This window comes from Onishia taeanensis, from assembly GCF_900100755.1.
Classification (GTDB): domain Bacteria; phylum Pseudomonadota; class Gammaproteobacteria; order Pseudomonadales; family Halomonadaceae; genus Onishia; species Onishia taeanensis.
The window spans coordinates 298,651-320,912 of sequence record NZ_FNCI01000003.1; the positions used below are offsets into that span (position 1 = coordinate 298,651).

Below are 22,262 nucleotides of genomic sequence, written 5' to 3' on the forward strand. Positions count from 1 at the left end.
GCAGGTTTATCCAGATAAGCCTATCTAGGCAGGTCTATCCAGGCAGGTCTATCCAGATAGATCCATGGCCAACGTTGATAGATAGATTCACGTATACCCGGCTAACGATACCCTATCCCGTCGGCACCCATCTTGATGTTGATCATGCCTACATAACCAAAAAAACCGCCTCCCAAGGGAAGCGGTTTCGTCTTGCCGTCGATCAAGATAACGGTATATCTAGCGGTTCACGGAGTGATCCCCATTACCGGCATAGCAGCTTGGCCATTCAGCCTCGATAGTACCCCGGCGTCACGAACGGCATCTTGGTCACGGTCATCGGCAGGCGCTTACCGCGAACATCGGCGAACACTTGAGTGTCGATGGCCGTCTGGTCGATGCTGACATAGCCCATGGCAACGGGCTTACCAACGCTGGGACCGAAGCCTCCGGAGGTCACCACGCCGACCTTGCGATCTTCGGCATCATAAAGCTCGGCACCTTCACGCACCGGCGCACGCCCCTCTCCCAACAGGCCGACCCGCTTGCGCTTATGGTCCTTGGCTTCGACCTGATGCAGCACCAGGTCGGCACCGGGGAAACCGCCGGCACGCTCGCCGCCGCGACGACGCGGCTTGCTGATAGCCCAGATCAGCCCACCTTCCACTGGAGTGGTGGTAGTGTCGATATCGTGACCGTAGAGGCACAGCCCCGCTTCCAGGCGCAGCGAGTCCCGCGCGCCCAAGCCAATGGGCTCGACCTCTTCCTGATCCAACAGCAGACGAGCAAGCGCCTCGCTCTGATCGGCCGGTACCGAAATCTCGAAGCCATCTTCGCCGGTGTAGCCGGCACGACTGATCCAGACCGGAATGCCGTCGATATCGAAACGCCCATGCTGCATGAAGACCATGTCGCAAGCCGCCGGACATAGCCGCTGCATCACGCTGGCGGCCTTCGGCCCCTGCAGGGCCAGCAAGCCGCGATCCAGCACCTCGACCTGGTGATCGCCACCGAGGCCGGTGCGCAGGTGCGCAATGTCCTGTTCCTTGCAGGCGGCATTGACGACCAGATACAGATGATCGCCCGCATTCACCACCATCAGGTCATCGAGAATACCGCCGTCATTGTTGGTGAACAGGGCATAACGCTGCATGCCCTCGGGCAGGCCCAGAATATCGGCCGGCACCAGGGTTTCCAGCGCCTTGGCCGGTTCGCTTCCCGTCAGCAGCACCTGTCCCATGTGAGATACATCGAAGAGGCCACAGGCAGCGCGGGTATGCTCGTGCTCCTTCTTGACCCCTAGCGGAAACTGCACCGGCATGGAATAGCCCGCGAAGGGCACCATCTTGCCACCGAGTTCCACGTGAAGGTCATGAAGCGGTGTCTTGTGTAGTTCGTTCATCGGCTAGGTTCACCCCCTACATGACTGATAACAGGCGCCGCGGCCGACCAGGCGGCCGCGGCATTGCCTCATTTGTTGAGTTCTTCGCCAGGCAGCACCGGCTTGCCGTCGAAGTAATCCTTGGTCAACTTGAAAACCACCGGCGACAGCAGAGCCAGGGCGATCAGGTTGGGGAAGGCCATCATGGCGTTGAAAACGCTGGCCATGAGCCACACGAAGTCCAGAGGCGCCACGGCACCCGCCAGAATCGCCAGGATATAGACGACGCGGTAGGGCTTGATGGCGCGCACACCGAACAGGAATTCGATGCACTTCTCGCCGTAGAAGGCCCAACCCAGAATGGTAGTAAAGGCGAAGACCGCCAGCGCGAAGGACACGATGTACTGACCAATGCCCGGCAGGGATTCATCGAAAGCCAGGGATGTCAGAGCCGCACCGGTCTCACCGGAAGACCACTGGGTAGATGTCAGGATGGCCAGCGCAGTGATCGAGCACACCACGATGGTGTCCAGGAAGGTGCCCAGCATGGCGATGAGGCCCTGACGAACCGGGTTCTTGGTCTGTGCTGCCGCGTGTGCGATGGGCGCACTACCCAGGCCCGCTTCGTTGGAGAAGACGCCACGCGCCACGCCAAACTGGATGGCCTTGGCCACTGCCGCCCCGGCGAAGCCACCTACCGCCGATGCCGGCGAGAAGGCGTAACCGAAGATCATGCCCAGCGCATTGCCGATGGCATCCGCATTGATGATCAACACCAGGATACCCGCCACGACATAGGCGATCGCCATGATCGGCACCAGCTTACCGGCCACTTTGGCGATACGACGGATACCGCCGAGAATGACCGCGCCCGCCAGCACCATGATCACGACACCGGTGATCCAGGCAGGCAGCCCCAGCGACTCGTTGAGACCCGCCGCCACCGAGTTGGACTGTACGGTGTTGCCGATACCGAAGGCCGCCACGGCGCCAAAGAAGGCAAAGGCACCGCCCAGCCAGGCCCACTTCTTACCTAGGCCATTGCGGATGTAATACATGGGACCACCGACGTGGTCGCCGGCTTCGTCCACCTCGCGATAACGCACGGCCAGCACGGCCTCGGAAAACTTGGTGGCCATGCCGACCAGGGCCGTGATCCACATCCAGAAGACGGCACCCGGCCCCCCCAGGAAGATGGCGGTGGCCACGCCCGCGATGTTACCGGTACCGATCGTGGCGGATAGCGAGGTCATCAGGGCGTTAAACGGCGAGACTTCGCCCTCGCCCTCATCACCCTTGCCGGCTTCACGCCCCTTCCACAGCAGCGAAAACCCTGTACCCAACCGACGAATCGGCACCAGCTTGAGACCCATTTGCAAGTAAAGGCCGACCCCAAGCAGCAGGACCAGCATCAGCGGCCCCCATACCACGCCTTCTACCGCTGAAAAAAAGCTTGTGATTGCTTCCACGGTTGTTCTCCCGTCGTTAATTGTTGTTATGCACTAAAGGTGCATTGCTTCAGCCCCGAAAAAGGGGCATTCGAGCGATGGTTTACCCGCCGATGTACGAACCAAAGACACCTTAGCGGAACCCACCACCCTTGCTCCACCCTCGCATGCGAAAATTTTGCAATACGCACCAATAGCAGCAAAAAGCCCAAACCATTGATCTTGGAAAGCATGGAAAAAGCCATGCCAATGCTCGGCTGAGAAGCCCTAAGCCGACTACCGCCTTCAGTGGCTCGCTAGAAAATTATTTCTTATCAGAAACTGAATAACCTTATAGCGTACATTGCCGCTGGGCAAGTCAACGTCTAAAGCCGTCATCGAGACGTCGAATGAATCGGCCGAATGGCCTCTACGAAGCTGGTCATGTGATTAAGCCCCTAAATAAGCGTAGCGCGAAGGTGCACATCATGCCTCTGACATCGCCAGGTGGCCGCCCTTTGCCGTCGGCAGGGGTGAACCGCACCGGGAATCCGCCTAAGATGAGACGGAGGCAGCATCATCTGCTGGCAAGAATCAACATCCGCGGGACTCGCCAAACGCCGTCGAGGGCGTTAGGATTCTCTTCTAGGTAAACCTTTTTCTTATAGGAAAACGCGATGAGCACTATCCCTGCCAACCTTCGCTACACCGAAAGCCACGAATGGATCCTGGATAACGGTGACGGAACCGTCACTATCGGCATCACCGACCACGCTCAGGAATCCCTGGGTGACGTGGTTTTCGTTGATCTCCCGGAAGTCGGTCAGGAACTCGGGGCCGGTGAGGAATTCGGCGTCATCGAATCGGTCAAGGCCGCCTCCGATCTCTACGCGCCGCTGGCGGGTGAAGTGGTCGAAGTCAACGAGGCCCTGGAAGATGCCCCGGAGACCGTCAACGAAGCGCCCTATGAGGGCGGCTGGATCGCCAAGCTCAAACTTGCCGACGAAGGCGAGCTCAGCAAGCTGCTCGATGCCGAGGCCTACACCAAGGTCGCCGAAGCCGACCAAGACTGACCCGCATTCTGGCGCGGGCACCCCCTCGCTCGCGCCCTCTTTTACACCGGCCCGCTCGCTTCACGGCCCGCTTGGCCATATCGCTCGATCAAACGCATAGGTGTTTCATGCCACTCGATACTCGCCGTCTGGCCGACCTGGCCAGCCACGATGCTTTCATCCAACGACACAATGGCCCCAGCCAGGCCGACGTTGCCGGCATGCTCGATCAGTTGGGCACCGACAGCATCGCGACCCTGATCGAGAAGACCGTGCCGAGCGCCATTCGCCTGGGCCGTGAGCTCGACCTGGACCCACCGCGCAGCGAAGCCGAAGCACTCGATTACCTGAGGCGCCTGGCCCGTCAGAACCGGGTCTTCAAGACCTACATCGGCCAGGGCTATCACAACACCCATTTACCGGCGGTCATCCAGCGCAACGTGCTGGAAAACCCGGGCTGGTACACGGCCTACACGCCCTATCAGCCGGAAATCGCGCAAGGCCGACTGGAAGGCCTGCTCAACTTCCAACAGGTGGTGATGGACCTGACCGGCATGGAGCTGGCCAATGCCTCGCTGCTGGACGAGGCGACCGCCGCCGCCGAGGCCATGGCGCTATGCAAGCGCGCCAACAAGAAAGCCAAGACCCAGGCCTTCTTCGTCGCCGATGACGTGCTGCCGCAGACGCTTGACGTGGTGCGCACCCGGGCCCATTACTTCGGTTTCGAGTTGATCATCGGCCCGGCCGAGGAACTCGCCTCGCATGACGTTTTCGGCGCCCTGCTCCAGTATCCGGGCCAGAGCGGCCAGGTTCGCGACCTGGCGCCGCTGCTGCAAAGTGCCAGCGAGCGCGGCGTCATGACCTGTGTGGCCGCCGACATCATGAGCCTGGTGCTGCTCAAGGAACCGGGCAGCCTCGGTGCCGATATCGTGATCGGCTCGAGCCAGCGCTTCGGCGTGCCGATGGGCTTCGGTGGCCCGCACGCGGCCTTCTTCGCGACCACCGACAAGCTCAAGCGCTCTATCCCGGGCCGCATCATCGGCGTTTCCAAGGACAGCCGTGGCCATCAGGCCCTGCGCATGGCCATGCAGACCCGTGAGCAGCACATTCGCCGTGAAAAGGCGACCTCCAACATCTGTACCGCCCAGGCACTGCTGGCCAATATCGCCGGCTTCTATGCCGTTTATCATGGCGCCGAGGGGCTGCGTACCATCGCCGGACGCATTCACCGCCTGACCACCATTCTCGCCGAAGGCCTTAACCGCAAGGGCGTTCAGCTGGCTCATGACAGCTGGTTCGACACCCTGCGCCTGACCGGCGTCGATGCCGGCAAGATCCACGGCCGCGCGCTGACCCATGAGATCAACCTGCGCTTCTTCGACAACGGTGACATCGGCGTCAGCCTCGACGAAACCACCACGGCCGCCGATCTTGGCGTGCTCTTCGACGTGCTGCTCGGCGAAGAGCACGATCTATCGGTGCCGGCGCTCGACGACGAGGTGGTGGAACAAGGCAAGACCGGCATCCCCGCCGCCTGCCAGCGCGACAGTGACTTCCTGACCCACCCGACCTTCAGCCGCTATCGCAGCGAAACCGAGATGCTGCGCTATCTGAAGCGCTTGGAGAACAAGGATCTGTCGCTGACCCACGCGATGATTCCGCTCGGCTCCTGCACCATGAAACTGAATGCGACCAGCGAGATGATCCCCATCACCTGGCCGGAATTCGCCAATATCCACCCCTTCGCGCCCCATGATCAGGTGGTGGGCTATCACCAGATGATCGACGAGCTGGCGGCCTTCCTGGTGGAAGTCACCGGCTACGATCACATCTCGATGCAGCCCAACTCCGGCGCCCAGGGCGAATACGCGGGCCTGGTGGCCATTCGTCGCTATCAGCAGGCCCAGGGCGAAGGCTCCCGCAACATCTGCCTGATCCCGAGCTCTGCCCACGGCACCAACCCGGCATCCGCCGCCATGGCGCAGATGAAAGTCGTGGTGGTGGAATGTGACGCAGACGGCAACATCGACCTTGCCGACCTGCGCGAAAAGGCCGAAAAGCATAGCGATGCCCTGTCGGCGATCATGCTCACCTACCCCTCGACCCATGGCGTGTTCGAAGAAGGCGTGCGTGAAGCCTGCCAGGTCGTGCACGATCACGGCGGCCAGGTCTACATCGACGGCGCCAACATGAACGCCCAGGTTGGCATCACCCGTCCCGGCGATTTCGGTGGCGACGTCTCGCATCTCAACCTGCACAAGACCTTCTGCATCCCCCACGGCGGCGGCGGGCCGGGCATGGGGCCGATCGGCGTCAAGTCGCACCTCGCCCCCTATGTGTCGAACCACGTGGTGACGCCCATTCCCGGCGTAGAGAAGGACTGTGGGGCCGTATCGGCCGCAGCCTTCGGTAGCGCGGCGATCCTGCCGATCTCCTGGGCTTACATCAAGATGATGGGCGCCCGCGGCCTGCGCGAAGCTACCGAGCTTGCCATCCTCAACGCCAACTACATCGCCTCGCGGCTGGGTGAGCACTATCCGATCCTCTACAAGGGCCGCCACAACACCGTGGCCCACGAGTGCATCCTCGACCTGCGCCCGCTCAAGGCGGCGTCCGGTATCAGCGAGGAAGACATCGCCAAGCGCCTGATGGACTACGGTTTCCACGCGCCGACCATGTCCTTCCCGGTGCCCGGCACCCTGATGGTGGAGCCCACCGAGTCGGAATCACGCTACGAGATCGACCGTTTCTGCGACGCCATGATCAGCATCCGCGAGGAAGTCGCGCGAGTCGAGAGTGGCGAATGGCCGGCAGAGGACAACCCACTGGTGCATGCACCGCACACCATGGCCGACCTCATGGATGCCGAATGGGAGCGTCCCTACAGCCGCGAGATTGGCGCCTTCCCCTCCCCGTCCGTCAAGGCGGCGAAGGTATGGCCGTCGGTCAATCGCGTCGACAACGTGGCAGGCGACCGTCAGTTGATCTGCACCTGCCCGAGCATCGACGAGTATCGCGATTGAGTGAAGCCCTCGCCACCAGGCACCCATTGGGCGCCTGGTGGCAGGCAGCGCTAGGCAAGAGCGCCTGATGCAAAAGGGCCCGGCAATGATGATTGCCGGGCCCTTCTTATATCAGAACGCATGATGAGGTTTTGCCAGCCCCTGTGCCGAGGAAGCTCAAGAGACCAGCGAGATACTAAGGACATTGCGAGCCGCGAGCGGGCTATCAGCTGTGGCTATCGAAATGGGGTTCTTCGGGGAAGCCATAGAGGGTGTGGCGGCGCTGCTCGAGAAACTCATCGAGAAGGCGGGTATAGCGTCGCGGTGTCTCGACGCCCGCCGGGGTCACCAGATGGAAGGACTCATAGACCGGCTGCGGCATGGGCAGCTCCTTGACCTGGCGCTGCCACGGCGAAGTCTCGAGCACAGGGCGCGACACCACGCTGAACCCCAGGCCTCGCGCCACCGCATCCATGACCATCGAGACGTCATTGGTATAGCCCTGGCGCGGAAAGCGGCTCATCGAACGGAATTCACCGGGGAAGTTAGCACGCAGTAGCTGGGTGGCGTGGTGAACGCCATCGGCATAGTTCATGAACCCTAACGCCGCCAGGTCGGTCAGGCTGGTGCCGGCGAAGTCTGCCGGCACCACCAGGCACAAAGGCTCCTGGTGCCAGGGCGCATAATGCAGCTCGGCATGCCGGCTGACTTCCGTGACGATGCCTACATCGTAGCGCCCTGCCTTCACGTCCTCGGTGATCGCACTATTGAAGCCGAAGCTGTAGCTCACCGTCAGCCCTGCGTGCATCTGCTGATAACCGAGAATGAAGGGGTAAAGCATCATGCCCACGCTGGCGCGCGACGCAATGCGGCAGTCGCCGCTATCCAGGGACTCATTGTCCAGGGAGTGGCGAAAATGCTCATGCTCGGCGAACAGCTTGATCGCGTAATCATAGGCCCGTCTTCCGCTTTCGGTCAGCGTAAAGCGACGCCCTTGGCGAATCAGCAATGACTTCTGCAGGTACTGCTCCAGCTTGCGAATATGCTGGCTGACGCCGGGCTGGGTCATGTCCAGCCGGTGGGCGGTCTGCGTGAAGCTGCCAGACTCGACGAGCGTAATGAAGGTGCGGAAATACTGGGCATTGAACATGAAGCAGCGACGCACTCGATCACGAATCAGAAGAAGGTTTTACAGCCCAATGTTACCAGATAAGCCTAGCGCGCGCAGCGCTGCGGGAGGCCGGGTGACGTGTTAGCATCGCAAGGCAAAGCCAACGGAGAATTCAGCCTCATGTCCGACCCTCTCGCCCGGCGTGCCGACGCCATTCATCACGCTCTCCTCGACATGGAGCGCCAGGCAACCGACGAACAGCTCTTTCCGCTGGGCTACCTGATTCCACAGATTCCCCTGGTCATGGAAATGGTGGAATATGATCCCGAGGAGGTGCTGGCCGAAGACTTCGATGCCATTTTCCACGAGTGGCTGGAAAGTACCTTTGGCCAGGATGCCATGAGCGCCAACGATCAGGACGAGATTCGTCGCCTGCTGGCACAGGCCTGTGCCCAGGCCGACGCGGCATAACAAGGAAACCGCCCATGCCCCAGACCATTTCCACGACGCTGTCTCCTGAAGGCAGCCTCGAGGTGCTGTCCCAGCACGAGGTGAACCGCCTGCGCGACACCTCGTCATCAGGCCTTCACGACTTACTGCGCCGCTGCGCGCTGGCCATTCTCAATAGCGATAACATGACCGACGATGGACTGGCGGTCATGGAAGCCTATCGTGACTTCGATATCGAGGTGCTCCAGGAAGATCGCGGCCTGCGCCTCAAGATCAGCAATGCCCCCATCGAAGCCTTCGTCGACGGCAAGATGATTCGCGGTATTCGCGAACTGCTGTCGTCGGTGGTGCGCGATGTCGTCTACGTCTACAACGAAATACAGACGCACCCGCGCTTCGACTTGAGCACAGGTGAAGGCACCACCAATGCGGTCTTCCATATCCTGCGCAAGGCCGGCGCCCTGCAGCCTTCGCTGGATCCGAGCCTCGTGGTGTGCTGGGGCGGTCACTCGATTTCCCGCGAGGAATACGATTACACCAAGCGAGTCGGCTATCACCTGGGCCTGCGTGAGCTGGACATCTGCACCGGTTGTGGACCGGGCGCCATGAAGGGGCCAATGAAGGGCGCCAACGTGGCCCACGTCAAACAGCGCCGCTCTCATGGCCGCTATTTGGGGATTTCCGAGCCCGGCATCATCGCCGCCGAATCGCCCAACCCGATCGTCAATGAGCTGGTCATCATGCCGGACATCGAGAAGCGCCTAGAGGCCTTCGTGCGCGTCGGTCACGGTATCGTGGTATTCCCAGGCGGGGTCGGTACCGCCGAGGAGATCCTCTACCTGCTGGGGATACTGCTGCACCCGGACAATAAGGACATCCCCTTCCCGGTCATCTTTACCGGCCCCGCCAGCAGCGCTGACTACTTCAAGCGCATCGACGAATTCCTGGCCTACACCCTTGGAGATGCGGCGCGTGAACGCTATCGCATCATCATCGACGACCCGACCAGCGTCGCCAAGGCCATGCGGCTGGGCATCGATGAAGTGGCCGAATTCCGGCGCACCCATCAGGATGCCTTCTACTACAACTGGCGCCTGAATATCGATCGCAACTTCCAGGAACCCTTCGCCGCCGATCACGCCGCCATGGCCGGCCTGGAACTCCATCGTAACCAGCCGACTCACGAGCTTGCGGCCAACCTGCGCCGTGCCTTCTCGGGCATCGTCGCCGGTAACGTCAAGGAGCCGGGCATTCGCGCGATCGAAGCCCACGGGCCCTTCCGCCTTCACGCCGAACCGGATCTGATGTCACGCCTGGATGAACTGCTGACCTCCTTCGTGGAGCAAGGCCGCATGAAGCTGCCCGGCAGCCATTACGAGCCCTGCTACACGCTCGGGTGAGCCTTATTGCCCAGACGACATAAAGAGATCACATCAGTCATTGAGATCTCACCCAGGAAAAAGGGGGCTCGACTATCGAGCCCCTTTTCCACGTGATCTGCCAACCACCTGTGGGATAAAAATAGAACATCGTCCTACCGTGGGATATAACCCATTGATTTATTGTCAGGTGAAACCGCACCGGCAAAGTAAAGTACCATCTTTTCTTGCCTTGCCTATTCGCGGAAAAGATCAGCGTGGCTGCCGGTACGAGCCAAGTGCAGTTCGTCATCCACTACGCGATACAGCAGTAACCAATCGGGCTCGATGTGTGCATCCCGATACTCCTTCCAATTGCCCCTCAGCGGGTGGTCCTGATAAGTGTCTGGCAAGGGAGCCTGCTCGATCAGCAGGCCCAACAGAGTCCGCAGCTTAGCCATGTCCTTGCCACGCTTCTGGACTCGTTTTACATCTCGCTTGAACTGGCTAGAGCGAACTGGGGTCAGCATCAAATGCCCAAGTCATCGAACAGAGCCTCCGCGCTATCAAAGCGCTTACTCTTGCCAGCGTCCAACTCTTCCAGGGCCCTGGCCGTGGTGGCATTCGGCACCTGTACAGCAAACGGCAGGCGCTTCTCGTCGGCGATCCGCAGCATCAGTAGGCGAATGGCGTCGGAGACGGATAGCCCCATGGCCTCAAGGGCAGCGGTTGCGCGCTCCTTGGTTTCGCTGTCGATGCGGGCTCGGACCACAGTATCAGCACTCATGATGTTGTCCCCCTTAGTGGCGTAGCTACCTTGTAGCTACATCATAGCCGCGCTACGCCACCCTGTCACCACCGGACGATGACTCCCTATTCTCAAGGATGACACTTTGTTTTTATCCTACATCGCCATCAGTCTGCAGCGGGACGTCGCCATAGCAGGGACACCACATGGATCAGCAGCCCGAGTGCCGCACCATGTGACAGCAGCAAGATCGCATCGACGCCGCCCAGGCTGATGAGCTGCCAGACAGCGATGGCCAGCCCGCCGCCCAGCAGACAAGCCAACAGTCGCTTGAGAAGCCCAGGAAGCTGTCGCCTTGCACTGCCCTCGAGCATGCGCCAATGAAAGCTAGCCGCGACCGCGACGACGCCGGCGGCCATCAGCAGCAGCGTCAGGCGGGTTTCATGCCCTTCAAGCGCATAGCGCGGCAGGCTGGCTAGCATCACCAGTATCAGGCCGGTCATCACGCTGAAGCGTTCTGGCGTAGCGGAGGAGTTCATTCAGGACACCGCCAACTGCTGGGACTCGATCCATTCTTCGACCCAGGGGATGGCAGCATCATCAGCCATGAAGGTTTCCATGGCATCGATTTCGAGACGCTCTCCCAGGCGCTGAGCACCATATTCGGCGAGCAGTTCATCCAAGGACCGCCCTGCCCCGCAGAAGCTGTCGACATAAGAGCTGTCACCCAGCGCGATCAGTCCATAGCGCAGCGTCGACAGATCGGCCCCACGCTCCTGAAGCGACCGAGCAAAGGCCACGAAATTGCCCGGATAATCTCCAGAACCCGTTGTCGACACGCAGAACACCGCCAGGTCGGTCGGTGAACCGGTTAAATCCTCGAGAGCCGGCTGGTCATAGATCGCGACGTCGTAACCTGCCTGCTCAAACAGCGGTTTCACTTGTTCAGCAACGTCGAGGGCGCCGCCATACATGGTGCCAACGAAAATCTTCAGCATGGACATGGATCTGCTTTGCTTGAGAAATTTACTCGGATATTACCATAGTCCTTACCCGAGCCGAATCCCCGCTGCCGTGCAACGCTGTCGAGATAAGGACGGGGGGATTATACTCGCGCTTTTGGGCGAGCGAGAAACGCGATGCAAGAGACCTTCGAGGCATGGATCACGCCCATCATGATCGGCGGCCTGATGCTGTTCATGTGCTTCATCATCTGGGACCTAGCGCGCAAGTCGAAGGCCGGTAAATTCGGCACCATCATGCTGTTCATCGTGCTCGGCGCGGGGATGTTGGGCTACGTGATCAAGGTCATCATCACCTACGTCATGGAAAACGGGGCCGTCTAACGGGTCGATAGAGCTTTCCAGGTCTAGATACAAAAAAGGCGCCACCCCATGGGTGGCGCCTTTTGTCTGCCAACTGGCTGCCTAGCACTTGATAGGTCACATTCAATACGTCAGCGGACCTTCGAAGTCTTCGACCTGAGCCTTGAGCTTCTGACCGGGCCGAAACGTCACGACCCGGCGGGCAGAAATCGGAATCTCTTCTCCCGTCTTGGGATTTCGCCCGGGCCGTTCGCGTTTGTCACGCAGGTCGAAGTTGCCAAAACCGGACAGCTTCACCTGCTCGTTCTCGCGCAGACAGCTGCGGATTTCCTCGAAGAAGGCCTCCACCATTGACTTGGCTTCACGCTTGGACAAACCCAACTCGGTATGCAAGTGTTCGGCCAGTTCCGCCTTGGTCAACGCACCCATGGTCATTCCCTCGTGCAGGATGGCAGCATCGCCGTCTTCCGGCTCAAGGCTTGGCAGCCAATGGATCAGCTTCTCAGCCGAGCGCCGAAGCGCTGTCCGGATTCAGTGACGATTGCATCGACTAACTGATTGATTTCCTCGTCATTCAGCGTGCGCGATGGATGCTGCCAGGTCAAGCCCAGAGCCACACTCTTGTGACCATCCTCTACCCCTTTGCCCTGATAAACGTCAAAGAGATTGATTTCGGTCAGCCATTCGCCGGCCTGCTCACGCAGACAGTCGAGCAGGGACTGCACCGGCAGCGACTCCTCGACCAAGATAGCCAGATCGCGACGCACCTCCGGGTAACGCGATAGCGGCGTGAATGCCGGCAGCTGGCCCTGAGTCAGCGCATCCAGGCGTACTTCGAAAAGCACGGCTTCGACCTTCAGCCCCAGCTCGGCACGCACTGCAGGGTGCAGAGTGCCAATCCAGCCGGCTTCTTCGCCGCGATACAGTACTCGTGCTGCCTGACCGGGATGCAGCGCCGAATGCTCGCCGGGCTCGAAGCGCCAGGCATCAGGCTCACCGCCCATGGCCAGCAGGCTTTCCAGATCGCCCTTGAGGTCATAGAAGTCGACCTTGTCACCGCTTGCCGCCCAGCCTTCCGGATCGCGGTTGCCGCATACCAGGGCACCCATCATCGGGATCTGAGACAGCGCGTCGAGCTCACCGCGGAACACCAAGCCGGTTTCGAACAGACGAACGCGGCTCTGCTGGCGATTGAGGTTGTGCTCGAGGGCCTTGATGAGCCCCGGGAACAGGCTGGCACGCATGACCGACATATCACTGGAAATCGGGTTGGCCAGCGTCGGCGCCACGGCCTGCGGCAGCAGCGTTTTCTGCAGCTCCGGGGCCACGAAGCTATAGCTAATGGCTTCCTGGTAGCCACGGGCAACCATCTGGCGGCGCAGGCGCGACAGCGGCTGCTGGGTCTCGCCGTCCGGACGCAGACCCAGGCGAGCCTGAGGACGACGCACCGGCAAGCGGTTATAGCCGTGAATGCGCGCCACTTCCTCGATCAGGTCTTCTTCGATGGCGACATCAAACCGCCAGCTAGGGACCGCTACACGCCAGCTGTGATCATCTGCCTCGACCGGCATACCCAACCGTTCGAGAATATCGGTGACGTCCTCGAGCGGCAGTGAAAGCCCCAGGGCCTGGTCGAGACGAGACCGGCGCAGGACAATCTGGCGCGGCGCAGGAAGATGCTCGGCACTGGCCGCTTCGATGAGCGGACCGGGCTCGCCGCCGGTGATCTCGAGCAGCAAGGCGGTAGCCCGCTCGACAGCGATGTGCGTCAGCTCCGGGTCCACGCCACGTTCGAAGCGGTGCGAGGCATCGGTGTGCAGGCCATAGCTACGCGCCTGCCCGGCCACGGCGAGCTGGGTAAAGAAGGCCGATTCCAGGAAGATGTCCTGCGTCTCGGCATTGACGCCGGAATGCTCGCCGCCCATGACACCGGCAATCGCCAGGGCACCACGGCTGTCGGCGATCACCAGGGTATCGTCACGCAGCGCGATCTCCTGGCCGTCCAGCAGCGTCAGCTGCTCGCCGGCACGCGCCAGGCGCACCTCGACCCGCTCATGCAGATTGGCACGATCGAAGGCATGCAGCGGCTGACCGAGCTCGAGCATCACATAGTTGGTGATATCGACGACCGGGTCGATGGAGCGCACGCCGCTGCGACGCAGGCGTTCGACCATCCACAGCGGCGTCTCGGCGGTGACATCGACACCCTTTATCAGGCGACCGATATAGCGCGGGCAGCGCTCGCCATCGTGAACCTGCACCGGGAAGGTCTCGTCGTGGGTCGCTGCCACCGGCGACATCGCCGGGCCTTCAACAGCCAGACGGTTGAGTACGCCAGCCTCACGGGCCATGCCCTTGATGCTCAGGCAGTCACCACGGTTAGGCGTGAGGTCGACTTCGATGGTGCTGTCGTCAAGCCCCATCCAGGCGCGGAAGTCTTCACCAGCCGGGGCGTCGAGCGGGAGCTCCATGATGCCCGGCGAAGTCTCTTCCTCGAGCCCCAGTTCGGATGCCGAGCAGATCATGCCGCGGGACTCGACCCCACGCAGCTTGGCCTTCTTGATCTTGAAGTCGCCGGGCAGCACGGCTCCTACCTGGGCGAAGGCCACTTTCTGCCCCACCGCCACATTGGGCGCACCACACACCACCTGTACTGTCTCACCGCTACCGTCGGCCACCTGACAAACATTCAGCTTGTCGGCATCGGGGTGCTGCGCCTTGTCGACGACCTCAGCCACCACGACGCCTTTAAAGGCGGCAGCGACCGGCTCAACGGCATCGACTTCCAGGCCCGCCATGGTGATCTGGTCGGCCAGTGCCTGGGTCGCCAACTGAGGCGACACCCATTCACGCAGCCACTGTTCGGAAAATTTCATGACATATCCTGTGTTCTGCAGTCAGGGATTCAAGCGAACTGGCGAAGGAAGCGCAGGTCGTTCTCGAAGAACAGGCGCAGGTCATTAACGCCGTAACGCAGCATGGCCAGTCGCTCGGCCCCCATGCCGAAGGCAAAGCCCTTGTAGCGCTCGGTATCGATGCCCGCATGATGGAACACCTCGGGGTGCACCATGCCGCAGCCCATCACCTCGAGCCAGCCACTATGGGAGCAGACCCGGCAGCCGTCGCCGCTACACATCACGCACTCGATATCGACCTCGGCGGAGGGCTCGGTGAAGGGGAAGTAGGACGGCCGGAAGCGCACCGACAGATCGTCGCGCTCGAAGAAGGCATGCAGGAAGTCTTCGATGGTGCCCTTGAGGTCCGCAAAGCTCACATCCTCATCGACCAACAGCCCCTCGACCTGATGGAACATCGGCGTGTGGGTCAGGTCGGAGTCGCTGCGGTAGACCCGGCCCGGGCAGACGATGCGAATCGGCGGCTCTTCGCTCTTCATGGTCCGCACCTGCACCGGCGAGGTATGAGTGCGAAGCAGCCGGGTGGCGTCGAAATAGAAGGTATCCGCCATGCCCCGCGCCGGGTGGTGGGCCGGAATATTGAGGGCCTCGAAGTTGTGGTAGTCGTCCTCGATCTCCGGGCCGACCGCCACATCGAAACCGATCCGCGTGAAGAGGCCTTCGATACGCTCCAGGGTCCGCGTGACCGGGTGCAGGCCGCCGCTTTCCTGCCCGCGCCCTGGCAGGGTCACATCGAGGCGCTCGGCCGCCAGACGGGCATCGAGAGCGGCCTTCTCAAGCAACTGGCGGCGGCGATCCAGTTCGGAGCCGAGCTCCTGCTTGGCCTGGTTGATACGCTCGCCAGCGGCCGGACGCTCCTCGGGCGGCAACTTGCCGAGGCCCTTCAGCAAGGCCGTGATTTCACCTTTCTTGCCGAGGTATCGCACCCGCACTTCATCGAGCGCGGGGATGTCCTGGGCAGCATCGATGGCGTCGCGCGCCTCGGCAACCAGGTTGGGAAGGTGGTCCATCCGTTGAGCTCCGAATGCGCTGCTGCGATGTCGATGAGCCACACCGCAACAGGTTCATATAAAAAAACAGGGGAAGAGCGGCTGCTCTTCCCCTGTGACCCTTACGCGTGCGCTACAGACGATGAGTCATCGTGTTGCACCGGCACGTCGAAATGATCAGTTCACTCAGTGAGCAGCCTTGGCCTTCTCGACGATAGCGGCAAAGGCGGCCTTTTCGTGAACGGCGAGATCGGCAAGCACCTTGCGGTCGATCTCGATACCGGCCTTCTTGAGGCCAGCGATGAAGCGGCTGTAGGACAGGCCGTTGTTGCGGGCAGCAGCGTTGATACGCGCGATCCACAGCGCACGGAACTGACGCTTACGGACACGACGGTCACGATAGGCGTACTGGCCGGCTTTGATGACGGCCTGTTTAGCTACGCGGAAGACGCGCGAACGCGCACCGTAGTAGCCCTTGGCCTGCTTCATGATCTTCTTGTGACGGCGACGTGCAACGACGCCACGCTTGACACGTGTCATAGCTTTCTCCTGACGTTAAAAAGTGGTCGACCAGCGTCGCTTACAGATTCGGCAGCATGCGCTGAATCAGCGGCACATCGGATGCGTGGATCTGCTTCATCCCACGCAGCTGACGCTTACGCTTGGTGGTCTTCTTGGTCAGGATGTGGCTACGGAACGACTGCTTGTGCTTGAAGCCGTTGGCCGTCTTCTTGAAGCGCTTCGCAGCGCCACTGTTGCTCTTGATTTTCGGCATGAGGGAAAACTCCGCTCGAGGTTCTTCAGAAAACCCAAGGCCGATGCCGGCCGGAATCGAGTCCCGGCCGACACCCGTTCAACTGCCTTTGGATCACTTCTTCTTGGGGGCAAGGATCATGATCATCTGGCGGCCTTCCATTTTCGGGAAAGACTCTACGTTTGCCAGATCTTCAAGATCTTTGGCTACCCGTTCCATCAGCTTGCGGCCGATGTCCTGGTGAGCCATCTCACGGCCACGAAAACGCAGCGTGACCTTGCCCTTGTCGCCACCTTCGAGGAAACGTATCAGGTTCTTAAGCTTGACCTGATAGTCGCCCTCGTCGGTGCCAGGCCGGAATTTCACTTCCTTGACCTGGATCTGCTTGGTCTTCTTCTTCTGAGCAGCTTTTTGCTTCTTCTGCTCGAAGACGAATTTGCCGTAATCCATGATCTTACAAACGATCGGATCGGCATTGGAGATCTGCACGAGGTCCATACCAGCCGCTTCCGCCTGTTCCAAGGCATCACTGGTGGACACAATCCCAAGCTGCTCACCTTCGATACCGATGAGGCGGACTTGGTCTTCGCTGATACGCTCGTTCATTGGAGGGCGCTTGTCCTGAGGACGGCCGCGCTGAGTATTTCTCTTGATCGTTAAATCTCCGTGTTGGTTGACGTCGTAGTGATCACCGCTCGTCGTCGAGCTTGGCGATCAGGTCATCGACCTTCAATGAGCCGAGATCTTCACCGGTGCGGGTCCGTACAGCTACCGCATCGGCCTCGACTTCCTTATCCCCTACCACGAGGAGATACGGAACCTTCTGCAACGTATGTTCACGGATTTTAAAGCCGATCTTCTCGTTCCTCAAGTCCGCCTTGGCACGAAGACCGACTTTCTGCAGCCGATTGACCACATCTTGTGCGAAATCACGCTGCGAATCCGTAATATTCATGACCACTATCTGCTCCGGCGACAGCCATAGCGGCATTGCCCCGGCGTAGTGCTCGATCAGGATACCAATGAATCGCTCCATCGAGCCCACAATGGCCCGGTGCAGCATCACCGGGGCACGGCGAGCGCCCTGCTCGGTTACGTACTGAGCGCCGAGACGAGTCGGCATCATGAAGTCGACCTGCATGGTGCCGACCTGCCACTCACGCCCCAGGCAGTCCTTCATGTGGTACTCGATCTTAGGACCGTAGAAGGCGCCCTCACCCGGCAACTCTTCCCAGGAGACACCGCAGGCTTCGAGGGCGCTGCGCAAGGCACCCTCGGCGCGATCCCATACCTCATCTTCGCCGAGACGCTTCTCGGGGCGCAGGGCCAGCTTGACGGCGATATCGTCGAAGCCAAAGTCGCCGTACACCTTCTGAGCCTGGCGGTGGAAATTGGTCACCTCCGACTCGATCTGCTCCTCGGTGCAGAAGATGTGGCCATCGTCCTGAGTAAAGCCCCTTACGCGCATCAGGCCATGCAAGGCACCGGATGGCTCATTACGGTGACAGCCGCCGAACTCACCGTAGCGTACGGGCAATTCACGGTAGCTTCTGAGGCCGGAATTGAAGACCTGCACGTGGCCCGGGCAGTTCATCGGCTTGAGCGCGTACTCACGCTTCTCCGATTCGGTGAAGAACATGCCGTCTGCATAGTTGTCCCAATGCCCGGATTTCTTCCACAGCGAGACATCCATGATCTGGGGGCAGCGAATTTCTTGGTAACCGCCGTCTTTATAGACCTGGCGCATGTACTGCTCGACCGCCTGCCATAGCGTCCAGCCCCGCGGGTGCCAGAACACCATGCCGGGGGCCTCCTCCTGCATATGGAAGAGCTCCAGCTTACGCGCTAGCTTGCGGTGGTCACGCTTCTCGGCTTCCTCAAGACGCTTGAGATAGGCCTTGAGCTGCTTCTTGTCACCCCAGGCGGTGCCGTAGATGCGAGTCAGCATCGGATTCTCGGCACTGCCCCGCCAGTAGGCGCCAGCAAGCTTGGTCAGCTTGAATGCCTTGAGATGCGAGGTATTCGGCACATGCGGCCCGCGGCACATGTCGATATATTCCTGGTGATGATAGAGGCGAATGGTTTCGCCTTCGGGAATCCCGCGCACCAGTTCCTGCTTGAAAGGCTCGTCACGATGCAGGAAGGTCAACATCGCCTTGTCACGATCGACATACTCACGAACGACCTCGTAGCCCTGGTCGATGAGCTGCTTCATGCGCGCCTCGATGGCCTCGAGGTCTTCCGGCGTGGCAGAACGGCCGAAATCGATGTCGTAATAAAAGCCGTCATTGATCACCGGGCCGATCGCCATCTTGGCCTCGGGGTAGAGCTGCTTGACGGCATGGCCAACCAAGTGGGCGCAGGAGTGACGAATCACCTCGAGGCCTTCCTGGTCGCGCGCGGTGAGGATGGCGACCTGGGCATCATGGTCGATGATGTCGGCGGCATCCACCGGTACACCATCGATCTTGCCGGCCACGCAGGCCTTGGCAAGCCCAGGGCCAATGGATTCGGCCAGTTCCATCACCGAAAGCGGCGCGTCGAAGGTTCTCTGGCTGCCGTCAGGCAGAGTAACGATTGGCATTGCGGGCATCCTTGAGCGCAGTGGTCATCCATACCAGGGACGACATGCGACAGGCTGAAATGAATGAAGTCGGTATTGCAGTGTTTGGCGCTATCTAGCAGCAGCGCACATTAGCAGGGCATGCTAAAGGCGTCCAGCCGCGACAGGCCCAGTGGCCAGTGCTGGCGGCATGATACGACCGGAACTGAAGGGAGACAAAACGAAACGAGGGGTGCCGAATGGCACCCCTCGTCAGACAAGCCTAACGGATTAGATCAGGCGATCATTCCCACTCACCGAGCTCAACGCGACGGTTCATGGCACGACCGGCTTCGGTATCGTTAGAAGCGATCGGCTGCTCTTCACCGTAACCGATGGCAGTCATGCGATTGGTATCGATACCTTCGCTTGCCAGGTACGCCTTGACCGAGTCAGCACGACGCTGAGAAAGGTCCTTGTTGTAGCTGTCGGAGCCGACGGAATCGGTGTGGCCTTCCAGGCGCACGCGAGCTTCCGGGTTGGCCGCGAGCTTTTCAGCCACGTCGGACAGGATGCTTTCAGCACCCATGGTCAGCTTGGCAGAGTCGAACTCGAAGTTGACGTCTTCCAGCACCAGGTCATCGACACAACCCAGGGCATTGACCTCAGCACCTGCCGGGGTATCCGGGCACTGGTCCATGTAGTCAGGCACGCCATCGGCGTCAGAATCCAGCGGGCAGCCTTTGCCGTCTACCTCGACACCGGCCGGGGTACCCGGGCACTGGTCGCGATAGTCGTAGACGCCGTCACCGTCGGAGTCGAGCGGACAGCCTTCGGAATCGGTGGCCACACCTGCCGGTACGGTGCCACCAAATGTCGGGCACTGCGGCTCAGCCGGCTTGGGATTGGCACACAGCATGCCGCCGATGGTGGCGCCTGCGGTGCTACCAATGGCTGCGCCCTTGTCCTCATCGGAGTCACTGCTCGTGGCATAGCCGATACCGCCACCGATCAGGCCACCCGCAACAGCGCATACGAATGGGCTCTGATACCAAGCATCGCTCTCCATGCTACCCGAGGACTGTGAGGCCGAGGTCGCGCAACCGGACAAACCGATCATCAGCGCTGAACCAATCAGCAAACCTGTTGTTGACTTCTTCATGCAAGACTCCTTCTTATTTGCATCACGGCGATGCCCGCCCATGGCGTTACGAAACACTGGTACTTAACAGCAAGCTGCGGAAAAGCCCATCCTTTCGCACCCTTACCAAAGATAAGCACATTGAGGGATATTCAGCTAGGCACCGGATATAATCAAGTGTCTCCTAATGGAGACAAATCTGATCCTGACCATCGCTGAATCCCAAATGTATACTAATGGCCAAGCCACCAGCGGCTCAAGAATACCAACAAACGCCAGTATTAATAGCTACTTTCTGGCCAGCGCTCCTTGAAGGAGAGCACATCCCTGGCCGCTTCGATGAGCGGCGTTTCAAACTCCTCTTCAACGGCCATGCGCTGCCGGTCTTCGTCGAGGCGCTCCTTGAGGCTCAGCTCATTGCGCGCGGAATGCGTATGCAGATGCTCCGTACGTTCATGGACATCGATGAACACGCGAAACCCATCGCGTTGCAGTAGCGCCGGATCGATGATCTCGAGCAGCACCTTGCAGCGCATGGAACCCTCGACCAGATCGACCTGGCGGCTGATCATCGAGCGTGCGATAGCGTCGAGACTGGACAGACATTGCTGATTGGCTCGCTCGACCTCTTCACGCTTGAAGGCTTCGCGGCGCCGCACTTCCTTCCAGAGAGTGAGGGCATAGGCGCCAAGACCAGCCAAGATCACTACCGCGAGGCCCGCCACTATCCAAGCCATCATCTCACTCATATCGTCGCCTCTCGCCGTTAATCGTAAAAGAACTGCATTGTACGGGGCCGACTGCCGGCAACCCAAGGCCATCGTCTGGTGAAGGCGTCCTGGCCGCTGCCCGCCGCTACTGGCGAGACAGCCATTCATCACTATCCGACGACATCGCCCGGCCATTTGGCCGGGCGATGTCGTTATGCTTGCCGAGCGTGATCGGGTCACGGCATTGTGAACTCACTGGAGCAATGTCAATGACACGCTTACGGGATAAGAGCGCATTTACCCGCTCCCCGCTCTTGAACTCGCGCCTGTGGCAAGGAAACCGCTAGCGCCCCCACCTTGGCCTGCCAGGCAGCCAGCGCCATGGTCAGCGCCAGCAGTACCGCCCCGGCGGTGTGCGCCAGGGCGAGCCCCAAAGGCAGCCACCAGACCACATTGGCAATGCCAAGCCCCACCTGGAGCCCATAGGCGGCCAACATGCCTGCCATCCAGGGACGCAGGCGGGGTTCCCGCCAGTGACGAGCCGCCAGCAACACAAGACTCAACCCCAAGGCCAGCGCCCCGAGTCGATGGGCCAGATGAATCGTGGTTCGCGCATCGGCATGCAGCTGGCCGAAGAGGTACTCAGGCCCCACTCGCTGAGTCAGATGAAAACCCTCGCCCCAGTCCATTGCCGGCAACCACTGCCCGTTACAGGTCGGAAACCCCTGGCAGGCAATGCCCGCGTAATTACTCGAGGTCCAGCCACCCAGCGCCAGCTGAGCCGCCAGCAGTAACGCCGCGACGACCCACCAGTGCGAGAGCTTAGGCAGCGACCGTTTCGCGGGATGAGTGCTGGCCGCCGTAACGCGTAGCCGAAGGTGCAGCCAGAGAAAGAGCAACATCACCGCCAGCCCACCCAGCAGGTGCAGCGTGACCACCTGCGGCCATAGCCGCAGCGTGACGGTAAAGGCACCAAAGGCCCCCTGCACCAGAATGGCAGCCAGCAGGCCAAGAGTGATTTGCCAGGGATAACCCGCACGCTTGCGCCGCGGCCAGCCCAGCGCCAGCATGATCAGCACCAGCCCGCCCAGCATGGTCGCCAGGTAACGGTGGACCATCTCCAGCCAGGCCTTGAAAGGCTCCAGCGGTTCCGCCGAAGGGTGAGCAGCGGCCACGCCGGAATCCGGCACGACCCACTGGCCGTAACAGCCTGGCCAGTCGGGACACCCCAGGCCCGCGTCCATGAGCCGGGTAAAGGCGCCCATCAGAATGACCGCCACCGTGAAGGCGATGCCGAGTTGACTCAACCGAATCAGCAAACCCAGCCTGAGATCATGATGCGACATGCACACCTCCTGTCCTGGAGCACTCTCATCCT

General features: G+C 60.7%; 22 protein-coding genes. 5 read left to right on the forward strand and 17 right to left on the reverse strand.

Annotated features, from left to right (window positions below; translation table 11 throughout):
• Positions 1-268 precede the first annotated feature (268 nt).
• Together gcvT and BLR71_RS06010 are read right to left on the reverse strand one after the other, a co-directional pair.
• On the reverse strand, positions 269-1,381 hold the full coding sequence (gcvT, locus tag BLR71_RS06005) for a glycine cleavage system aminomethyltransferase GcvT (RefSeq protein WP_092524110.1): 1,113 nt from the start codon (positions 1,379-1,381) through the stop codon (positions 269-271).
• 68 nt (positions 1,382-1,449) lie between these two features.
• Entirely contained in the window at positions 1,450-2,829 is a 1,380-nt protein-coding gene (locus BLR71_RS06010; RefSeq protein WP_092524112.1) for an alanine/glycine:cation symporter family protein, read from the reverse strand.
• Between the two features lie 635 nt (positions 2,830-3,464).
• Here BLR71_RS06010 and gcvH point away from each other — a divergent pair.
• Entirely contained in the window at positions 3,465-3,860 is a 396-nt protein-coding gene (gene gcvH / locus BLR71_RS06015) for a glycine cleavage system protein GcvH (protein ID WP_092524113.1), read from the forward strand.
• 107 nt (positions 3,861-3,967) lie between these two features.
• Entirely contained in the window at positions 3,968-6,862 is a 2,895-nt protein-coding gene (gene gcvP, locus BLR71_RS06020; protein WP_092524115.1) for an aminomethyl-transferring glycine dehydrogenase, read from the forward strand.
• A 205-nt stretch (positions 6,863-7,067) separates the two neighbouring features.
• Here gcvP and BLR71_RS06025 read toward each other — a convergent pair whose 3' ends face one another.
• Positions 7,068-7,991, reverse strand: coding sequence for a LysR family transcriptional regulator (locus BLR71_RS06025; protein WP_092524116.1), 924 nt, complete (start codon positions 7,989-7,991; stop codon positions 7,068-7,070).
• A gap of 141 nt (positions 7,992-8,132) precedes the next feature.
• On the opposite strand from BLR71_RS06025, the gene BLR71_RS06030 reads away from it, so the two are divergent.
• Together BLR71_RS06030 and ppnN are read left to right on the forward strand one after the other, a co-directional pair.
• Positions 8,133-8,423 carry a hypothetical protein gene (locus BLR71_RS06030; protein ID WP_092524118.1) on the forward strand — a complete coding sequence of 97 codons (291 nt, stop codon included), beginning with the start codon at positions 8,133-8,135 and terminating at the stop codon, positions 8,421-8,423.
• 14 nt (positions 8,424-8,437) lie between these two features.
• The gene (ppnN, locus tag BLR71_RS06035; RefSeq protein WP_092524120.1) at positions 8,438-9,802 is read left to right on the forward strand and encodes a nucleotide 5'-monophosphate nucleosidase PpnN; all 1,365 of its coding nucleotides are present in this window, start codon (positions 8,438-8,440) and stop codon (positions 9,800-9,802) included.
• Between the two features lie 215 nt (positions 9,803-10,017).
• On the opposite strand, the gene BLR71_RS06040 is transcribed toward ppnN, so the two are convergent.
• The 4 genes from BLR71_RS06040 to BLR71_RS06055 all read right to left on the reverse strand — a co-directional run bounded on the left by BLR71_RS06040 (position 10,018) and on the right by BLR71_RS06055 (position 11,512).
• Positions 10,018-10,290 carry a type II toxin-antitoxin system YafQ family toxin gene (locus BLR71_RS06040; RefSeq protein WP_092524122.1) on the reverse strand — a complete coding sequence of 91 codons (273 nt, stop codon included), beginning with the start codon at positions 10,288-10,290 and terminating at the stop codon, positions 10,018-10,020.
• Positions 10,290-10,547 (reverse strand): type II toxin-antitoxin system RelB/DinJ family antitoxin, encoded by a 258-nt coding sequence (locus BLR71_RS06045; protein ID WP_092524124.1) that lies wholly within the window; start codon positions 10,545-10,547, stop codon positions 10,290-10,292. Before BLR71_RS06045 ends, BLR71_RS06040 begins: the two co-directional genes overlap by 1 nt.
• Positions 10,548-10,675: 128 nt before the next feature.
• Complete coding sequence (locus BLR71_RS06050; protein ID WP_092524126.1) at positions 10,676-11,047, reverse strand: hypothetical protein; 372 nt, start codon at positions 11,045-11,047, stop codon at positions 10,676-10,678.
• The gene (locus BLR71_RS06055) at positions 11,048-11,512 is read right to left on the reverse strand and encodes a flavodoxin domain-containing protein (RefSeq protein ID WP_092524128.1); all 465 of its coding nucleotides are present in this window, start codon (positions 11,510-11,512) and stop codon (positions 11,048-11,050) included. It lies immediately after the preceding gene.
• 135 nt (positions 11,513-11,647) lie between these two features.
• On the opposite strand from BLR71_RS06055, the gene BLR71_RS06060 reads away from it, so the two are divergent.
• Positions 11,648-11,854 (forward strand): DUF2788 domain-containing protein, encoded by a 207-nt coding sequence (locus tag BLR71_RS06060; protein ID WP_092524130.1) that lies wholly within the window; start codon positions 11,648-11,650, stop codon positions 11,852-11,854.
• Between the two features lie 102 nt (positions 11,855-11,956).
• Here the strand turns inward: BLR71_RS06060 and ihfA are convergent, their stop codons facing one another.
• The 10 genes from ihfA to BLR71_RS06110 all read right to left on the reverse strand — a co-directional run bounded on the left by ihfA (position 11,957) and on the right by BLR71_RS06110 (position 22,230).
• Positions 11,957-12,262, reverse strand: coding sequence for an integration host factor subunit alpha (ihfA, locus tag BLR71_RS06065; RefSeq protein WP_092524132.1), 306 nt, complete (start codon positions 12,260-12,262; stop codon positions 11,957-11,959).
• A gap of 65 nt (positions 12,263-12,327) precedes the next feature.
• The gene (pheT, locus tag BLR71_RS06070; protein WP_092524133.1) at positions 12,328-14,709 is read right to left on the reverse strand and encodes a phenylalanine--tRNA ligase subunit beta; all 2,382 of its coding nucleotides are present in this window, start codon (positions 14,707-14,709) and stop codon (positions 12,328-12,330) included.
• 29 nt (positions 14,710-14,738) lie between these two features.
• Positions 14,739-15,758 carry a phenylalanine--tRNA ligase subunit alpha gene (gene pheS, locus BLR71_RS06075; RefSeq protein WP_092524135.1) on the reverse strand — a complete coding sequence of 340 codons (1,020 nt, stop codon included), beginning with the start codon at positions 15,756-15,758 and terminating at the stop codon, positions 14,739-14,741.
• Positions 15,759-15,923: 165 nt separating this feature from the next.
• Entirely contained in the window at positions 15,924-16,277 is a 354-nt protein-coding gene (gene rplT / locus BLR71_RS06080) for a 50S ribosomal protein L20 (protein ID WP_092524137.1), read from the reverse strand.
• Positions 16,278-16,317: 40 nt separating this feature from the next.
• Complete coding sequence (rpmI, locus tag BLR71_RS06085) at positions 16,318-16,512, reverse strand: 50S ribosomal protein L35 (RefSeq protein WP_092524139.1); 195 nt, start codon at positions 16,510-16,512, stop codon at positions 16,318-16,320.
• 93 nt (positions 16,513-16,605) lie between these two features.
• A complete protein-coding gene (gene infC, locus BLR71_RS06090; protein ID WP_281241757.1) occupies positions 16,606-17,145 on the reverse strand; it encodes a translation initiation factor IF-3 in 540 nt (179 codons plus the stop codon).
• A gap of 34 nt (positions 17,146-17,179) precedes the next feature.
• Positions 17,180-19,075 carry a threonine--tRNA ligase gene (gene thrS, locus BLR71_RS06095; RefSeq protein WP_092524143.1) on the reverse strand — a complete coding sequence of 632 codons (1,896 nt, stop codon included), beginning with the start codon at positions 19,073-19,075 and terminating at the stop codon, positions 17,180-17,182.
• Between the two features lie 262 nt (positions 19,076-19,337).
• Positions 19,338-20,195 (reverse strand): OmpA family protein, encoded by an 858-nt coding sequence (locus BLR71_RS06100; RefSeq protein WP_092524145.1) that lies wholly within the window; start codon positions 20,193-20,195, stop codon positions 19,338-19,340.
• A 260-nt stretch (positions 20,196-20,455) separates the two neighbouring features.
• Positions 20,456-20,923, reverse strand: coding sequence for a DUF2489 domain-containing protein (locus BLR71_RS06105; RefSeq protein ID WP_092524147.1), 468 nt, complete (start codon positions 20,921-20,923; stop codon positions 20,456-20,458).
• 239 nt (positions 20,924-21,162) lie between these two features.
• Positions 21,163-22,230: a COX15/CtaA family protein gene (locus tag BLR71_RS06110; protein ID WP_092524149.1), complete on the reverse strand. Its 1,068-nt coding sequence runs from the start codon at positions 22,228-22,230 to the stop codon at positions 21,163-21,165.
• Positions 22,231-22,262 lie beyond the last annotated feature (32 nt).

Bases quoted from the DNA above. Each gene is read 5' to 3' on its own strand.
- gcvH (WP_092524113.1), top strand. From the start codon at position 3,465: ATGAGCACTATCCCTGCCAACCTTCGCTACACCGAAAGCCACGAATGG.
- BLR71_RS06025 (WP_092524116.1), bottom strand. From the start codon at position 7,991: ATGTTCAATGCCCAGTATTTCCGCACCTTCATTACGCTCGTCGAGTCT.
- rplT (WP_092524137.1), bottom strand. From the start codon at position 16,277: ATGACACGTGTCAAGCGTGGCGTCGTTGCACGTCGCCGTCACAAGAAG.
- BLR71_RS06060 (WP_092524130.1), top strand. From the start codon at position 11,648: ATGCAAGAGACCTTCGAGGCATGGATCACGCCCATCATGATCGGCGGC.
- ihfA (WP_092524132.1), bottom strand. From the start codon at position 12,262: ATGGGTGCGTTGACCAAGGCGGAACTGGCCGAACACTTGCATACCGAG.
- thrS (WP_092524143.1), bottom strand. From the start codon at position 19,075: ATGCCAATCGTTACTCTGCCTGACGGCAGCCAGAGAACCTTCGACGCG.
- BLR71_RS06040 (WP_092524122.1), bottom strand. From the start codon at position 10,290: ATGCTGACCCCAGTTCGCTCTAGCCAGTTCAAGCGAGATGTAAAACGA.
- BLR71_RS06105 (WP_092524147.1), bottom strand. From the start codon at position 20,923: ATGAGTGAGATGATGGCTTGGATAGTGGCGGGCCTCGCGGTAGTGATC.
- gcvP (WP_092524115.1), top strand. From the start codon at position 3,968: ATGCCACTCGATACTCGCCGTCTGGCCGACCTGGCCAGCCACGATGCT.
- BLR71_RS06110 (WP_092524149.1), bottom strand. From the start codon at position 22,230: ATGTCGCATCATGATCTCAGGCTGGGTTTGCTGATTCGGTTGAGTCAA.
- rpmI (WP_092524139.1), bottom strand. From the start codon at position 16,512: ATGCCGAAAATCAAGAGCAACAGTGGCGCTGCGAAGCGCTTCAAGAAG.
- ppnN (WP_092524120.1), top strand. From the start codon at position 8,438: ATGCCCCAGACCATTTCCACGACGCTGTCTCCTGAAGGCAGCCTCGAG.
- BLR71_RS06100 (WP_092524145.1), bottom strand. From the start codon at position 20,195: ATGAAGAAGTCAACAACAGGTTTGCTGATTGGTTCAGCGCTGATGATC.
- pheS (WP_092524135.1), bottom strand. From the start codon at position 15,758: ATGGACCACCTTCCCAACCTGGTTGCCGAGGCGCGCGACGCCATCGAT.
- BLR71_RS06055 (WP_092524128.1), bottom strand. From the start codon at position 11,512: ATGTCCATGCTGAAGATTTTCGTTGGCACCATGTATGGCGGCGCCCTC.
- BLR71_RS06030 (WP_092524118.1), top strand. From the start codon at position 8,133: ATGTCCGACCCTCTCGCCCGGCGTGCCGACGCCATTCATCACGCTCTC.
- pheT (WP_092524133.1), bottom strand. From the start codon at position 14,709: ATGAAATTTTCCGAACAGTGGCTGCGTGAATGGGTGTCGCCTCAGTTG.
- BLR71_RS06050 (WP_092524126.1), bottom strand. From the start codon at position 11,047: ATGAACTCCTCCGCTACGCCAGAACGCTTCAGCGTGATGACCGGCCTG.
- BLR71_RS06045 (WP_092524124.1), bottom strand. From the start codon at position 10,547: ATGAGTGCTGATACTGTGGTCCGAGCCCGCATCGACAGCGAAACCAAG.
- gcvT (WP_092524110.1), bottom strand. From the start codon at position 1,381: ATGAACGAACTACACAAGACACCGCTTCATGACCTTCACGTGGAACTC.